Origin of the sequence: Sphingorhabdus wooponensis (genome assembly GCF_003933235.1) — a bacterium.
Taxonomy (GTDB): domain Bacteria; phylum Pseudomonadota; class Alphaproteobacteria; order Sphingomonadales; family Sphingomonadaceae; genus Sphingorhabdus_B; species Sphingorhabdus_B wooponensis.
The window spans coordinates 681974-696807 of sequence record NZ_RWJI01000001.1; the positions used below are offsets into that span (position 1 = coordinate 681974).

The following is a 14834-nucleotide window of genomic DNA, read 5'->3' on the forward strand; positions in this document are numbered from 1 at the left end:
GGCAGTTTCTGAATAAGATACCCGCTCCCGTTAAAAACAGTAAGGCGCTCAAAGAATTTACAAGAAATATTAGTTATTCAGTGGGTTAAGGTCATAAATTCACTTGTGAATAGATCGCAGCCCGTGCACGTATGAAACACTGGTGTGATGCAGGAATAATGGAGGCAGCTATGAAAAAAGGTGCGTTAAACAGCATCATTGTGATACTAGCTGCAGGTCTTTGGGCATGCGGTGGCAGCGGAAGTGGCTCCGTTGAAAATACAGTCACCGCTCCACCTAAAGGTGTGATGCCTCCGCCGCCGCCGACGTCGACTTGCAGTTTGAACAGTCGCCAGAACTTTGCCTTTTCCGTCTTGAGCGAATGGTATCTGTTCCCCGAAACGCTGCCAACCTTAGTCAATCCTGCGTCCTACACTTCGGTGAGTGACTACATAGACGCTTTGACCGCAACTGCGCGTAGTCAGGGACGTGACCGGTATTTTACTTATATTACCTCTATCCAAGAGGAAAATGCTTACTTCTCGTCAGGTACGGCAGCGGGTTTTGGTATGCGGCTTTCATATCAAGGCGGACGTTTATTTGTGATAGAAGCCTTAGAGGGGGGTGCCGCACTTGCTTCGGGTATTGACCGCGGTACGGAGATTGGAGGAATCGGTAACGTTTCTTCGAATATCCGGTCGGTAGCGGATATATTGGCGGCACAAGGCTCGGTGGGTATATCAAGTGCGTTAGGTCCGAATACCGTTGGGACTAGTCGCGTATTACGCATAACGGATACTTCAGGCACGCGTAACGTTACTTTAGTCAAGGCCCAATATGAAATTAGCCCGCTCTCAACGCGCTATGGGATTAAAATCATAGACAATGGCGGCGGCCAGCTAGTTGGCTATATAAACATGCGCACGTTCATTTCGACCGCGAACAATCAGCTGCGAACTGCATTTGCAGATTTCCGGGCACAGGGTATCACAAACTTTGTTATTGATTTCCGCTACAATGGCGGCGGACTTGTTTCAACGGCGGAATTGATGGGCGACTTGCTGGGCGGTAACCGCGCAAGCAGCGACATTTTCTCAGTCACGCGTTTCCGCGCATCCAAGTCTTCAGAAAACGAAACGCGTCGTTTCGCACCGCAGTCCCAATCAGTGTCCCCGATCAAAATAGCTTTCATCTCAACAAACGCTACGGCGTCCGCCAGCGAATTGGTGATGGCAAGCTTCGCACCGTTTCTTGGGGCTAATGCTGCTTTGATTGGTAGCAACAGTTACGGCAAGCCCGTCGGGCAGATTGCACTTGACCTGACAGCTTGCGATGATCGTATTCGCGTCGTTGCGTTTGCGAAAGAGAATGCTGCTGGACAGGGAGATTATTTCTCGGGACTTGCGGGCACCATGCGTAGCACTTGTGCTGCCGCTGACGATATCACGCGGCCTTTAGGTGACCCGCAAGAGGCATCGCTTCGTACAGCGCTGGATTTCGTGGCGGGACGGAGTTGCACGCCAATTGCGCTCGCCCAAAGCGCGCAAAGCACGGCTTCACGGACCGAACGTCGTGTATTGCCTGCACCTACAAATGCTAGCCCAGCGCAACGTGACGTGCCGGGATTGTTCTAAAAGCACTTTGTTGGATGCGCTCAGTTAGCCGACGCTGCCTTGAGCGCGTCCAACACGCTCTGGGCATGCTCTTTGCGACAAATGAGCAGATCTGGGATATAAGTATCGACCTGATTATAGACCATGGGGCTCCCATCAATACGGCTGACGTGCAGGCCAAAGGCGGCTGCGACCGCGGCGGGTGCGCAACTGTCCCATTCATATTGCCCACCATTGTGCAGATAGATGTCGGCTTCGCCGCGTACGACTGCCATGGCTTTTGCGCCTGCGGAACCCATCGGGATGCATTCAGCGCCTAGAGCATTGGCCACGGTCAAAGCTTCTGCGGCTGGCCGCGTGCGGCTAACGACCATGCGCAGTTTTTCGGGGGCAGGGGGGATTTCCGTTGGTTGATCACTTCTGAGAACCACACCCAATCCCGGAAGCGCGACGGCGCCAATCACCGGCGTGCCATCTATCGCAAGCGCAACGTGAACTGCCCAATCTGTGCGGCCTTCACCATATTCGCGGGTGCCATCAACTGGATCAATGATCCACACGCGCGATTTTGACAGGCGGGCATCGGTATCCTTGCTTTCTTCGGACAACAATCCATCATCAGGCCGTTGTTCGGTAATTGCATGGATCAAAAACTGGTTAGCAGTCTGATCGCCAGCTTTGCCAAGCGTTTTCAATGACAGCAGTCCGCTATCCCGCACTTGCAGCAGCAATTTGCCCGCGATTTCAGCTAAATGCGCAGCCAATGCGCTATCGTCGGCGATAATGCTCATTTCAGCGGCATCAGTTGGCGAACGATATGCTCCGCGGCTTCGGCAGCGCTCATTTCAACTGTGTTCACGCGGATGTCGGGGTTTTCGGGTGGTTCATAGGGGCTGTCGATACCCGTAAAATTCTTTAATTGTCCAGAGCGGGCCTTTTTATAAAGCCCCTTCACGTCGCGCGCCTCAGCGACCTCAAGTGGGGTATCGACGAATATCTCGATAAACTCACCTTCAGGCATCATCGCGCGCACCATATCGCGTTCCGCCCGGAATGGCGAAATAAACGCAGTCAGGACAATAAGGCCTGCATCTGCCATCAGCTTTGCAACTTCACCTACCCGGCGGATGTTTTCAATCCGGTCGGTTTCGGTAAAGCCTAAATCCTTATTGAGGCCGTGGCGAATATTGTCGCCATCCAACAAAAATGTATGCCGGTTCAATAGATTGAGTGTCTTTTCCACTTCATTGGCAATCGTCGATTTGCCTGAACCAGAAAGGCCCGTGAACCACAATATTTTCGGCTTTTGGTTTTTGAGTGCCGCATGCGCGTCACGGCCAATGTCGGTAGCTTGCCAATGGACATTTTGTGCGCGACGCAAAGAAAAGTGCAACATGCCAGCGGCGACGGTGGCATTGGTGATCTTATCGATCAGAATATATCCGCCCAAAACATGGTTGGTCGCATATGGCTCGAACACAATAGGTCTATCGGTTGAGATTTCGGCGACCCCAATGGCGTTGAGTTCCAAAGTTTTGGCAGCCATATGCTCCATATTGTTCACATTTATGAAGAATTTGGGCGATTGTACGGTGGCCGATACGGTTTGCGTCCCAAGCTTCAGCCAATAAGCGCGACCTGGAACCAGTGCTTCGTCCGCCATCCACACAATGGTGCTTTCAAACTGGTCTGACACCTCTGGCGGATTGTCTGCAGCGGCAATCACATCGCCGCGTGAACAATCAATTTCGTCTGCAAAACACAGCGTAACGGACTGACCTGCAACAGCTTCGCTGAGCTCGCCTTCAAATGTAACGATTTTTGAAATTGTTGAAGTCTTGCCCGATGGCAGCACGCGAATGGCATCACCTGGACGTAATATGCCCGTTGCTATCTGGCCGGAAAATCCTCGAAAATCGAGATTGGGCCGGTTGACCCATTGTACCGGCATACGCAATGGCTTGCCTTGGTCTGCGTCATTATCGAGCGCGACGGTCTCCAAATGCGTGATCAGCGGTTGCCCCGCATACCATGGCATATGGACGGAACGCTTCGTAATATTATCGCCTTTGAAGCCGGAAATCGGCATGGCGGTAAAATCGTATATGCCGATACTATTCGCAAATGTGGTATATTCGGCGACGATGGCATCATATTTTGCCTGATTATATTCGATCAGGTCCATCTTGTTCACGGCCAGAACGATGTTTCTTATGCCCAATAACTTGGCAAGGTAGCTATGACGTCGCGTTTGGACGAGCACCCCTTTTCGGGCGTCGATCAAGATTACAGCAAGGTCCGCCGTTGACGCGCCTGTTACCATATTGCGTGTATATTGTTCATGGCCGGGGCAATCGGCAACGATGAATTTCCGCTTCTCGGTGGCAAAAAACCGGTAGGCGACATCAATCGTGATGCCTTGCTCTCTTTCGGCTGCAAGGCCGTCCACAAGCAAGGCAAAGTCGATTTCCTGCCCTTGTGTGCCAATACGTTTGGAATCGAATTCCAATGCCGAAAGCTGATCTTCAAAGATCATTTTTGAATCATATAATAACCGCCCAATAAGGGTAGATTTTCCGTCATCTACGGAACCGCAAGTTATAAAACGCAGCAAAGATTTATGCTGGTGCACCTCGAGATAGGCATCAATGTCTGAAGCGATGAGGTCATCGGTTTTGTAAATGGCATTATGGGGCTTCGTATCTGACATTAGAAATAGCCCTCCTGCTTTTTCTTCTCCATGCTGGCGGCCTGATCATGGTCAATGGCCCGCCCTTGGCGTTCGGAGGTCGTGGTCAGCAGCATTTCTTGGATAATTTCGGGCAAAGTGGATGCTTTGCTCTCAACAGCGCCCGTCAGTGGATAGCATCCCAGCGTCCGGAAACGAATGGAGCGTTCAACCGGAACCTCGCCGTCTTTCAGGCGGAAGCGTTCGTCATCAACCATCAGCAACATGCCGTCGCGGGTTACGGTGGGGCGTGGTGCGCTGAAATATAGTGGCACAATCTCGATATTCTCAAGGCGAATATATTGCCAGATGTCGAGCTCGGTCCAATTGGAGATCGGGAAAACCCTTATGCTTTCCGCTTTCGCCTTACGCGCATTATACAGGTTCCATAGTTCAGGCCGCTGGTTCTTCGGGTCCCATATATGCGTTGCGGTGCGGAAGGAAAAAATGCGCTCCTTCGCCCGGCTTTTTTCTTCGTCCCGCCGAGCTCCGCCAAAGGCGACATCGAAACCATGTTGGTCGAGCGCTTGCTTCAGCCCTTCGGTTTTCCACATATCGGTGTGCAGCGACCCATGATCGAATGGGTTAATACCGCGCGCGATCGCTTCCGGGTTTTGGTGGACCAATAATTCCATACCGGCATCGCGCGCAGCCTTTTCGCGCAATGCGTACATCGCCTTGAACTTCCATGTCGTATCGATGTGCAACAATGGAAATGGCGGCGGTGATGGGTAAAACGCTTTCCGTGCCAAATGCAGCATCACGGCGCTGTCTTTACCCACGCTATACAGCATCACTGGCTTTTCTGCTTCGGCGACAACCTCCCGCATAATTTGGATGGCCTCCGCTTCAAGGCGTTCAAGATGCGTTAGGGTTTTGGTCATAGTTTGTTTCTCTTCTTATGACCCTCATAGTCGGGTGTCATAGTATCGGGCAAACAAGACATTCTTGCATGCACAAATATCCCCGTTTTAGCGCACGCAAGCAAAAGCATGTGATTATAATGTTTGGACCTAATCGTCATGAGACCTATCTGGATCGAGCGGAACGGGAAAGCAGCATTTCAGTCGACAAGCGTTGAACCTAATGTCACGGCTTTGCCAAGAAGTTTTCGAATTTACGGCGCAGAATTGGTCGGTAAAGAACGCATATGGAAATGATATTTTGGGATATCGGGGGAATCGGGCATGATGGATAACGACATTTTCGAGCAGTTTATCGCGCAACTTCAACGTTATGTTCGCGAAAGGTTAATCCCGGCGGAGAAGGAAATTCTCGAAACAGACATTATTCCGGATTCTATCCTTGCTGAAATGCAAGAGATGGGCCTGTTTGGGTTAACGATGCCCGAAGAATATGGCGGCGCGGGCATGAATATTCAGCAATATGTCCGCACGATCCGTGAATTGAGTTACGCCATGCCATGCTTTCGGTCGATAACGTCCATCAACATCGGAATGGTGTGTTCCGCATTTAAAAATGGCGGAACGGAAGCACAAAAATCTGAATGGTTGCCGCGATTGGCAGCGGGCGAAGTCGCCTCTTTTGGCTTGACGGAACCGGGATCAGGGTCGGATTCGGCTGCTATGCAGACTATTGCGGCAAAATCGGGCAATGGCTGGGTATTAAACGGAACCAAGCGTTACATCACCAATGCACCTTTCGCGAAGGTCGCCCTCATTATGGCGCGTACCAGCAAAGAGGCCTTGCCAAAAAATGCGCATGTTTCGGCCTTTATCGTTCCGATGGACACACCGGGCATCACCGTGGGTAAGTCCGACAAGAAAATGGGGCAGGCGGGCAGCCACATCGCCGATATCATCATGGAAGATGTAAAATTGCCCGCCGATGCCATTTTGGGTGGGGAAGAGGGCAAGGGCTTTGGCTTTGCCATGCAGAGCCTCGACAATGGTCGCTTGTCGGTGGGTGCTGCCGCTGCGGGGTACGCGCGCCGTGCGCTGGATAGCGCGCTGCGCTATGCGAATGAGCGCAAGGCCTTTGGCGAACCGATTGCCAACTTCCAACTTATCCAGCAAATGTTGGCGGATAGTGACATCGAAATCTATGCGGCGGAATGCATGCTCGACGACGCCGCCCGCCGCGCGGATGCAGGCGAGAATGTCTTGCGGAAGGCCGCCGCGGCCAAAGTGTTCGCCACAGAAATGTGCGGCCGCGTGGTTGACCGTGTTGTCCAAATTTATGGCGGTGCGGGTTATCTGGCGGAATATGATGCCGAGCGTTTCTATCGCGACGCGCGCATTTATCGAATTTATGAAGGCACTACGCAGATTCTGCAGCTTCAGATTGCGAAACATATGCTCCGCGAATGGGCTGCCCAATCCTGATGTCGGAAGCTTGATGCATGTATAATTTGTTGGACGGTCTGAAGATTATCGAAGCGTCGTCCTTTGTGGCGTCGCCCACGGCTGGTCTATATTGCGCGCAATTTGGGGCAGAGGTTATCCGCGTCGATCACATTGGCGGCGGTCCCGATTATCATCGCTGGCCAGTTACGGAAGCCAATGACTCACTCTATTGGGAAAATCTAAACCGCGCGAAAAAGTCGGTGGCATTGGATTTGTCCAGCCCGCAAGGGCGGGAAATATTGCAGGAATTGGTGCGCGCTACGGGACAATTTATTACGAATTTCCCCGCAGAAGGCTTTCTGTCGCATGCCAAATTGGCGGAAGGACGCCCGGATCTCATAACCCTTCGGGTCATGGGCTGGGCGGACGGTGCGCCAGCGCTTGATTACACCGTGAATAACGCCGTTGGCTATCCCATGATGACTGGGCCTGGCCCCGAACCCGTCAACCATGTGCTGCCAGCGTGGGATCTCATCAGCGGCGCCTATGCGGCGTTTGCGATGCTAGCAGCCATTCGTAGGCGCGATCAAACCGGCGATGGCAGTGAGGTTCGCATTCCCCTGTCGGACGTCGCCATTGGCACCGTGGCAAATCTTGGCGGCATTGCTGAAGTGTTGCATGCTAATGCCAATCGCCCCCGTCTTGGCAATGCGGTCTATGGTTTGTTTGGACGTGATTTTGTCACTAAAGACAATGTGCGCACGATGATTGTCGTAGTTACCCATCGCCAATGGGCAAATTTGATCCATGCGCTTGGCTTGAACGCGCAAGTGGCCGCGATCGAGGCGGTGCGCGGCGTTAGCTTCGCCAAAGACGATGGCGTACGCTTTGAACATCGCGATGCGCTGTATCCGCTGTTCGAAAAAGCAATTGGTGCGCTCGATCATGCCCAAATGGCCGTAATGCTGGATGAAGCAGGCATCGTCCATTCTGCCTATCGTACCATGTTGGATGCCGCGCATGACCCACGATTGGTCGGTAATAATCCGATGTTTAGCGCTTTTGAAGCCAACCCATCTGGGTTCAGCTATCCTGCCGCTGGCGCCTTTGGAACCATACCCCAAATGCAGCGGGGCGACGCAAAGGGCGCGCCGCGCAATGGGCAGCATAGCGAGGAGATATTGAGCAGCTCGCTCGGCCTGTCCTCGGGCGAAATCGCCCGCCTCATTGACACTGGAATAATAGGAATTGCCAAATGAATAAGCTTCGCCGCGCCGCTATAGTCGCCCCCATCCGCACGCCCGTTGGCAAATTCGGTGGGGCGCTTTCCTCCTTAAATGCCGGTGAATTGGGTGGCATTATCCTAAAGGCGTTGATGGAGCGTACGAAGATAGATCCGACGCGTGTTGACGATGTGGTATTTGCGCAAGGATATGGCAGTGGCGAAGCACCGTGTATTGGGCATTGGTCATGGCTTGCGGCTGGCCTTCCCATTGAAGTGCCTGGGTATCATGTGGATCGGCGTTGTGGTTCGGGCCTGCAAGCCATTGTGAACGCCGCAATGATGATACAAACAGGGGTGAGCGACATTGTCGTAGCCGGTGGATGTGAAAGCATGTCGAATGTGGAACATTACACCACGGACATTCGCAAAGGCGTTCGTGCCGGCAATCTGACGCTGCATGACCGGCTGACGCGTGGGCGGGTGATGAGCCAACCCGTCGAGCGGTTTGGCGTGATTAGTGGCATGATTGAGACCGCAGAAAATCTAGCAAAAGACCATCAAATCAGTCGCGAAGCTTGTGATGCTTACGCCGCGCGGTCGCACCAACGCGCTGCCGCTGCTTGGGCAAATGGCTTGTTTGATGATGAATTGGTGCCCGTAAGCATCGCGCAGAGAAAAGGCGATCCAATCATTTTTGATCATGATGAAGGCTATCGCGCCGATGCCACGGTCGAAACCATGGCTGCGTTACGCCCACTCGAAGGTGGTGTCGTTACGGCCGGCAATGCGAGCCAGCAAAATGATGCAGCCGCAGCATGCCTTGTTGTGGCGGAGGACAAGCTTGAAGAACTCGGGCTTGAACCCATCGCATATTTTCATAGCTGGGCAGCCGCCGGCTATGAGCCTTCGCGCATGGGTTATGGCCCGGTCCCTGCCACAGAGCGTCTGTTCGCACGCAACGGGCTGAGCTGGAACGACATCGGCCTTGTAGAGTTGAATGAGGCTTTTGCGCCTCAAGTATTGGCCTGCCTAAAGGGATGGGGCTGGTCGGACGATGACAGCCGCCATGATATGCTAAATGTGAACGGATCGGGTATCTCGCTTGGCCACCCGATTGGCGCAACCGGAGGTCGGATATTGGCGAACCTGACCCGTGAAATGCATCGCCGGGACGTCCGTTTCGGCCTAGAAACGATGTGTATTGGCGGCGGTCAGGGAATTGCGGCGGTATTTGAACGCGCATGAATATTGCAGCCGCCTTAAAAGCCGCTTGGAGCTATCGCGACGCAGCAAAATCCGCACTATCTGAGCGCTTGGCGCAGGGTGATATTGATAATAATCAACGCGCTGCGCATGGGCTTGCTTGGATAGCAACCAGTGTAGCGGCATTGGAAGCGGTGAGCGCTTGGCTGGATAGCCATGACGGCGGGACGCAGCTTGACCAACAAGTTGCATCGCTGATTTTTGCTGAAACCTTTGGGCAGTTGACCGGCGGTTTGCCCATGGGGCAGAACGAGATTTTCCGTCCAGTCGATCTTGGGATGCGTGCAGCTGCACAGTCGCTTGCGAAAGAGTGCGCGTTATGGCTCGACAGCGACCAAGCGAAAACGCGCGCTGCAGTGGCGCAGGCTTTAGCCGATGGTCAGATGCCAAGCGAGGCACTGCAAGATGCAGAACTGGACGCAATTCGCGAACAATATCGGCGCTTTACGACAAATAGGATATTGCCGCACGCCCATAAATGGCACCTTGCGAATGACCTTATTCCTGATGAAACCATCTCTGATATGGCGTCGCTTGGTACTTTTGGCGTGTGCATTCCCACCGAATATGGCGGTTTGGGACTATCGAAGCTCGTGATGTGCGTGGTGACAGAAGAATTGTCGCGCGGTTGGATTGGCGCCGGGTCGATTGGCACGCGGTCGGAAATTGCGGGCGAGTTGATAGCGATGGGGGGCACACAAGCGCAAAAGGCTTATTGGCTTCCCAAGATCGCAAGCGGGGAAATATTGCCGACAGCTGTGTTCACGGAACCCGATACGGGTTCGGACCTTGGCGCGTTACAGACGCGGGCGCGTCGTGATAATGGGAAATGGGTCATTGACGGAGCAAAGACCTGGATCACCCATGCAAGTCGCTCTGACTTGATGACTATGCTCGTGAGGACGAATTCCGATGCACAGGGCTATGCTGGGCTGTCCATGCTGCTAGTGCCAAAGCCGCGGGGAACAGATGTGGATATTTTCCCGGCTAAGGGCATGTCTGGTAGCGAGATTGAAGTGCTCGGCTACCGCGGCATGCGCGAATATGCGCTGCAATTTGATGGAATGATTGCGCCTGATGAAGCTTTGCTGGGCGGTGAAGAAGGGCAGGGATTCAAACAGTTGATGCGCACATTTGAAGGCGCGCGTATTCAGACAGCGGCGCGGGCCGTGGGTGTTGCCAAGCGGGCGTTAGAGCTTGGTTTAGACTATGCGACCAACCGCAAGCAATTTGGCAAGTCGATTATCGGTTTTCCCCGTGTTGCGGATAAAATCGTCATGAGTTTGGCCGATTTCGTGATGACGCGCGAACTGACTTATGCAGCGGCGCGCGCAAAGGATTCCGGCAAAAGATGCGATATTGAGGCTGGTATGGCGAAGCTCCTGGCTGCGCGCGCGGCGTGGAGCAATGCCGATGCCGCGCTGCAGATACATGGCGGCAATGGCTATGCGCTGGAATATGAAATTAGCCGCCTTTTGTGCGATGCACGGATTTTGAATATTTTTGAAGGCGCCGCCGAAATTCAGGCGCATGTGATAGCCAAGGGTCTGATGGGAGGTCGCAAGGCATGAGTGAATGGGGCGCATGGATTGGACGTGAAGAAGTGCGGACAGATCGCATCGACCATGGACTGGTGGCGCGCTGGCTTGCCACCTTTGATCGTGCGGCTAGTGGCGATGGCACAGTGCCGCAGGGGTTACATTGGTGCCTATGCGTTCCAGACGCGGCAATGGCGGAACTGGGACCAGACGGCCACCCCGCGCGTGACGACAGCCCGAAAAGCTTTCTTCCGCCCGTACTGTTGCCCCGCCGCATGTGGGCATCCAGCAAAGTAGATTTTTTCACGCCGCTGCAATTAGGTGAAGCTGTAACACGCACATCGCGCATAGAATCCATCACCGAAAAATCAGGCGGATCGGGCCCATTAGTATTCGTCGATGTCGCCCATGAAACCATTGGCGAAGCTGGTGTTGCGGTTCGTGAGCTGCAGAGCATCGTGTATCGTGCGGCCGCCGCGGCAGGCGCTGCTTTATCACCGCCTGAAAATACTATGGGAAGCTTCGATGCAGAGGGGTGGAGCAATCACCGCATGCTCGTACCAACTGAGCCGCTATTATTCCGCTTCTCAGCGCTCACCTTCAACAGTCATCGCATCCATTATGATGTGCCTTACGCGCAAGGCGAAGAGCGTTATCGCGGACTTGTGGTTCATGGCCCTTTGACGGCCACATTGTTACTGGATTTGGCACAGCAAGAATTCGGCGATAACGCGTTAACACATTTTTCCTACCGCGGCCTTTCGCCGGCAATTTGTGGCGAGGCTTTGCATCTTGTCATGCGTGGATCAGGTACTGAGATTGAAATGGCCGCTTTTGCCGCAGACGGGCGGCAAGTCACCGCTGCAACCGCTCAAAGGAAACAATAGAATGTCTGAAAGTCCGGATATTGGCGAAATACGCCGTGCGGTGCAGGCATTATGCGCGGAGTTTCCTGGTGCGTACTGGCGGGAAAAAGATAGTGCGCGTGCCTATCCGGCTGAGTTTGTGGATGCGCTCACCAAAGCAGGGTTTCTCGCTGCGCTGATTCCGGAAGTCTATGGGGGATCTGGGCTAAAGCTGGATGCGGCAGCGGTGATCATGGAAGAAATTCAAGCGTCTGGCTGTAATGGCGCTTCGGCCCATGCGCAGATGTACATTATGAACACGTTGCTGAAATATGGCAGTGCAGAACAGAAGCAGGAATATCTGCCGCGTATCGCCACCGGAGAGCTGCGGCTGCAGGCCTTTGGTGTGTCGGAGCCGACCAGCGGTACCGATACGCTTTCGCTGCGGACTGTTGCCGTACGGGATGGCGACGATTACATCATCAACGGTCAGAAAATCTGGACCAGTCGTGCGGAATATTCCGACCTCATGATGCTACTTGCCCGCACGACGCCACGTGAAGAGGTTGCCAGCAAGACCGAAGGCCTCTCCATTTTTCTCGTCGATATGCGCAAAGTCATGGGCAATGGCATGACGATCAAGCCCATCCGGACAATGATGAACCATTCAACCACCGAAATTTTCTTCGACGATATGCGCATTCCCGCCTCCGCGCTGATTGGTGAGGAAGGCAAGGGGTTTCGCTATATTCTCTCGGGCATGAATGCCGAGCGGATATTGATTGCCGCCGAATGCATTGGTGATGCCAAATGGTTCATCAAAAAAGCGACGGATTATTCCAAGGAGCGCAATGTTTTTGGACGCGCCATCGGCCAGAACCAAGGCGTCCAGTTTCCGATTGCCCGTTGTTATGCGCACATGCGCGCTGCGGAACTGATGGTCCATCATGCCGCGCAGGTATTTGATGCAGGCGGCAATCCCGGTGCCGAAGCTAATATGGCGAAGTTGCTGGCATCTGAAGCCAGCTGGGCCGCAGCGGACATGTGCGTGCAAACGCATGGCGGCTTTGGCTTTGCGGAGGAATATGATGTTGAACGCAAATTCCGTGAAGCGCGCCTCTATACCGTTGCCCCGATTAGCACCAACCTGATCCTCAGCTATCTTGCCGAGCATGTTCTCGGTCTTCCGCGAAGCTATTAACATAAGGATACGCCATGAATTTCGAACTCGCTGAAGAGCATAAAATGCTCAAAGACCTTGTCCGCAAATTTGTGGACTCCCAACTGATACCGCTAGAAAGTGATGTGTTGGCGCGCGAGACCGCGGGCAAAGGCAGTTATCTAACCACAGACGAACAGGCGCGTGTTGATCTGGTGTCCAAGGATCTGGGTCTCTGGGGATTGGATGCGCCCGAGGAAGTGGGCGGGATGAACCTGCCGATGGTTGCCATGGTTGGTGTTGGCGAAGAACTTGGCCGGAGCGTTACCCCTTACACAATCCCCCCGGATTCGCCCAATTTGCGTATGATGATGGCAGCGGCGGATGAAAAACAGCGCACACATTATCTAGCGCCTTATGTGCGCGGAGAGACGATCTCTGCCATTGGTATATCGGAACCCGGCGCAGGCGCCGACCCGCAATTGATGAAGACCACCGCCGTTCAGGATGGCGACGACTGGGTTATCAACGGCCGCAAAATCTGGATCACGAAAGCCGACGAGGCCGATTTTACCATATTGATGGCCGTTACGGACAAGAATGCCGAAGGCCGAAATGGCATGTCGGCATTTCTGGTCGACCGCGACACGCCGGGCTTTAACGTCTTACGCAAAATTCCTATGATCGACGGCACGGCGACCTATGAAATCGCGCTCGACGATTGCCGAGTTCCAGGCTGGAAATTGCTTGGCAAGCGTGGGCAAGGATTTTTGCCCATGCAAGTCCGGTTGGGCACAAGGCGGATAGAAATGGCGTCTTGGTCGATTGGCATGGCGCAGCGCGCGCTTGATATGATGATCGATTATGCGCCGCAACGCGTGACATTTGGCAAACCGCTGTCGTCGCGTCAGACGGTGCAGAATTGGGTTTCGGATGCCGCAACGCGGATTCATGCCATGCGACTGATGACATATGACTGCGCTTGGAAAATGGATGAAGGGCGCGACACCAGACAAGAAATTTCGATGATCAAATCTTATTGCACCGAAACGGCCTATGACATTGTCGACCATGCGATGCAGATGTTTGGCGGGATGGGCATGACGCGCGAAATGCCGCTATATCTGCTGTCCAACAAGTTGCGGACGATGCGCATCTATGATGGGCCAAGCGAGATTCACAATTGGGTGGTCGCACGGGACTTGCTCGGAACGCGCGACTGATTTAGCCGATAAGAAGAATAATGCCGGAGGAGGGCGCCTAATCATGACTTATGAAACCATCACTTTGGATGTTACCGACCGGATTGCAACCATCACCCTAAACCGTCCCGAACGCATGAACGCGTGTTCGCTCGAAATGGCCGGCGAAATAAACGATGCTGTATCCAATGGTCTGGGCGATGCACGTTGTCTTGTCATTACGGGTGCGGGGCGCGGCTTTTGTTCTGGTGCAGATCTTTCTGCACGCGGTGATCGATCGGTTTCCCGGGGGGAGGGCAGCTACATCGCGCTGACTCGGCATTATAACCCGCTGATGATGAACCTTGCGCGTTTGAATATGCCTATTGTAACCGCCATCAACGGCGCCGCTGCTGGGGTTGGCTGCTCTATCGGTCTCTGCGGCGATTTTGTCATCGCGGGTAAGTCAGGCTATTTCCTTCAGGCCTTTGTGAATATCGGCCTCGTCCCCGATGGCGGCGCATCATGGATGCTACCGCGCTTGGTTGGTAAAGCGCGGGCAACGGAAATGATGTTGCTCGGTGAGAAAATCAGCGGTGAAAAAGCGGCTGATTGGGGCATGATCTACAAATGCGTGGAAGATGCAGCGTTGCAAACAGAAACACGCGCTCTGGCGACCCGGCTCGCTAACGGACCTACCGTCGCCTATGCGGTGATGCGCAAAAATATCCTGACGGCGTTAGAAAACTCTTACGCAGAACAATTGCTCGCAGAAGCCGAAGGGCAGCGCATTGCAGGCAGCTCGGCGGATGCGGTTGAAGGCACCAAAGCGTTTGTGGAGAAGCGTAAAGCGGCCTTCACCGGCCAGTAATGGGCGCGCCATGGGGCGGGGTACGACATTGCGTTCCACCCCCAAATATGGTGAGCCCTGCTGGGTTCGAACCAGCGACCTACTGATTAAAAGTCAGTTGCTCTACCGACTGAGCTAAGGGCCCTC

General features: G+C 53.8%; 12 protein-coding genes and 1 tRNA gene. 9 read left to right on the top strand and 4 right to left on the bottom strand.

Annotated elements, in window-relative coordinates:
* Nucleotides 1-170 precede the first annotated feature (170 nt).
* The gene (locus tag D7D48_RS03495) at nucleotides 171-1613 is read left to right on the top strand and encodes a S41 family peptidase (RefSeq protein ID WP_125229970.1); all 1443 of its coding nucleotides are present in this window, start codon (nucleotides 171-173) and stop codon (nucleotides 1611-1613) included.
* Between the two features lie 20 nt (nucleotides 1614-1633).
* On the opposite strand, the gene D7D48_RS03500 is transcribed toward D7D48_RS03495, so the two are convergent.
* The 3 genes from D7D48_RS03500 to cysD are packed head-to-tail and all read right to left on the bottom strand — an operon-like array spanning nucleotide 1634 to nucleotide 5204.
* The gene (locus D7D48_RS03500) at nucleotides 1634-2383 is read right to left on the bottom strand and encodes a 3'(2'),5'-bisphosphate nucleotidase CysQ (protein ID WP_125229971.1); all 750 of its coding nucleotides are present in this window, start codon (nucleotides 2381-2383) and stop codon (nucleotides 1634-1636) included.
* A complete protein-coding gene (gene cysN, locus D7D48_RS03505) occupies nucleotides 2380-4302 on the bottom strand; it encodes a sulfate adenylyltransferase subunit CysN (protein WP_125229972.1) in 1923 nt (640 codons plus the stop codon). Before cysN ends, D7D48_RS03500 begins: the two co-directional genes overlap by 4 nt.
* Nucleotides 4302-5204: a sulfate adenylyltransferase subunit CysD gene (gene cysD, locus D7D48_RS03510; protein ID WP_125229973.1), complete on the bottom strand. Its 903-nt coding sequence runs from the start codon at nucleotides 5202-5204 to the stop codon at nucleotides 4302-4304. The genes cysN and cysD overlap by 1 nt, the downstream gene beginning before the upstream one ends.
* A 306-nt stretch (nucleotides 5205-5510) precedes the next feature.
* On the opposite strand from cysD, the gene D7D48_RS03515 reads away from it, so the two are divergent.
* Genes D7D48_RS03515 through D7D48_RS03550 form a run of 8 tightly spaced genes read left to right on the top strand, consistent with a single transcriptional unit; the run spans nucleotide 5511 to nucleotide 14708 of the window.
* Nucleotides 5511-6665 (top strand): acyl-CoA dehydrogenase family protein, encoded by a 1155-nt coding sequence (locus D7D48_RS03515; RefSeq protein ID WP_125230864.1) that lies wholly within the window; start codon nucleotides 5511-5513, stop codon nucleotides 6663-6665.
* 17 nt (nucleotides 6666-6682) lie between these two features.
* Nucleotides 6683-7885 (top strand): CoA transferase, encoded by a 1203-nt coding sequence (locus D7D48_RS03520; RefSeq protein WP_125229974.1) that lies wholly within the window; start codon nucleotides 6683-6685, stop codon nucleotides 7883-7885.
* Nucleotides 7882-9096 (top strand): acetyl-CoA C-acetyltransferase, encoded by a 1215-nt coding sequence (locus D7D48_RS03525; RefSeq protein ID WP_125229975.1) that lies wholly within the window; start codon nucleotides 7882-7884, stop codon nucleotides 9094-9096. The genes D7D48_RS03520 and D7D48_RS03525 overlap by 4 nt, the downstream gene beginning before the upstream one ends.
* Nucleotides 9093-10685 (top strand): acyl-CoA dehydrogenase family protein, encoded by a 1593-nt coding sequence (locus D7D48_RS03530; RefSeq protein WP_125229976.1) that lies wholly within the window; start codon nucleotides 9093-9095, stop codon nucleotides 10683-10685. The genes D7D48_RS03525 and D7D48_RS03530 overlap by 4 nt, the downstream gene beginning before the upstream one ends.
* A complete protein-coding gene (locus tag D7D48_RS03535; RefSeq protein WP_125229977.1) occupies nucleotides 10682-11539 on the top strand; it encodes an HTD2 family dehydratase in 858 nt (285 codons plus the stop codon). The genes D7D48_RS03530 and D7D48_RS03535 overlap by 4 nt, the downstream gene beginning before the upstream one ends.
* 1 nt (nucleotide 11540) lies before the next feature.
* Complete coding sequence (locus D7D48_RS03540) at nucleotides 11541-12698, top strand: acyl-CoA dehydrogenase family protein (RefSeq protein WP_125229978.1); 1158 nt, start codon at nucleotides 11541-11543, stop codon at nucleotides 12696-12698.
* A gap of 14 nt (nucleotides 12699-12712) precedes the next feature.
* Nucleotides 12713-13879 carry an acyl-CoA dehydrogenase family protein gene (locus D7D48_RS03545; protein WP_125229979.1) on the top strand — a complete coding sequence of 389 codons (1167 nt, stop codon included), beginning with the start codon at nucleotides 12713-12715 and terminating at the stop codon, nucleotides 13877-13879.
* A gap of 43 nt (nucleotides 13880-13922) precedes the next feature.
* Nucleotides 13923-14708: an enoyl-CoA hydratase-related protein gene (locus D7D48_RS03550; RefSeq protein WP_125229980.1), complete on the top strand. Its 786-nt coding sequence runs from the start codon at nucleotides 13923-13925 to the stop codon at nucleotides 14706-14708.
* 48 nt (nucleotides 14709-14756) lie between these two features.
* Here the strand turns inward: D7D48_RS03550 and D7D48_RS03555 are convergent.
* Nucleotides 14757-14832: transfer RNA gene (locus tag D7D48_RS03555), tRNA-Lys, on the bottom strand.
* Nucleotides 14833-14834 lie beyond the last annotated feature (2 nt).

What these genes read in the sequence shown, in the direction of transcription:
- D7D48_RS03495 (WP_125229970.1), top strand. Translation starts at nt 171, where the DNA reads ATGAAAAAAGGTGCGTTAAACAGCATCATTGTGATACTAGCTGCAGGT.
- D7D48_RS03500 (WP_125229971.1), bottom strand. Translation starts at nt 2,383, where the DNA reads ATGAGCATTATCGCCGACGATAGCGCATTGGCTGCGCATTTAGCTGAA.
- cysN (WP_125229972.1), bottom strand. Translation starts at nt 4,302, where the DNA reads ATGTCAGATACGAAGCCCCATAATGCCATTTACAAAACCGATGACCTC.
- cysD (WP_125229973.1), bottom strand. Translation starts at nt 5,204, where the DNA reads ATGACCAAAACCCTAACGCATCTTGAACGCCTTGAAGCGGAGGCCATC.
- D7D48_RS03515 (WP_125230864.1), top strand. Translation starts at nt 5,511, where the DNA reads ATGGATAACGACATTTTCGAGCAGTTTATCGCGCAACTTCAACGTTAT.
- D7D48_RS03520 (WP_125229974.1), top strand. Translation starts at nt 6,683, where the DNA reads ATGTATAATTTGTTGGACGGTCTGAAGATTATCGAAGCGTCGTCCTTT.
- D7D48_RS03525 (WP_125229975.1), top strand. Translation starts at nt 7,882, where the DNA reads ATGAATAAGCTTCGCCGCGCCGCTATAGTCGCCCCCATCCGCACGCCC.
- D7D48_RS03530 (WP_125229976.1), top strand. Translation starts at nt 9,093, where the DNA reads ATGAATATTGCAGCCGCCTTAAAAGCCGCTTGGAGCTATCGCGACGCA.
- D7D48_RS03535 (WP_125229977.1), top strand. Translation starts at nt 10,682, where the DNA reads ATGAGTGAATGGGGCGCATGGATTGGACGTGAAGAAGTGCGGACAGAT.
- D7D48_RS03540 (WP_125229978.1), top strand. Translation starts at nt 11,541, where the DNA reads ATGTCTGAAAGTCCGGATATTGGCGAAATACGCCGTGCGGTGCAGGCA.
- D7D48_RS03545 (WP_125229979.1), top strand. Translation starts at nt 12,713, where the DNA reads ATGAATTTCGAACTCGCTGAAGAGCATAAAATGCTCAAAGACCTTGTC.
- D7D48_RS03550 (WP_125229980.1), top strand. Translation starts at nt 13,923, where the DNA reads ATGACTTATGAAACCATCACTTTGGATGTTACCGACCGGATTGCAACC.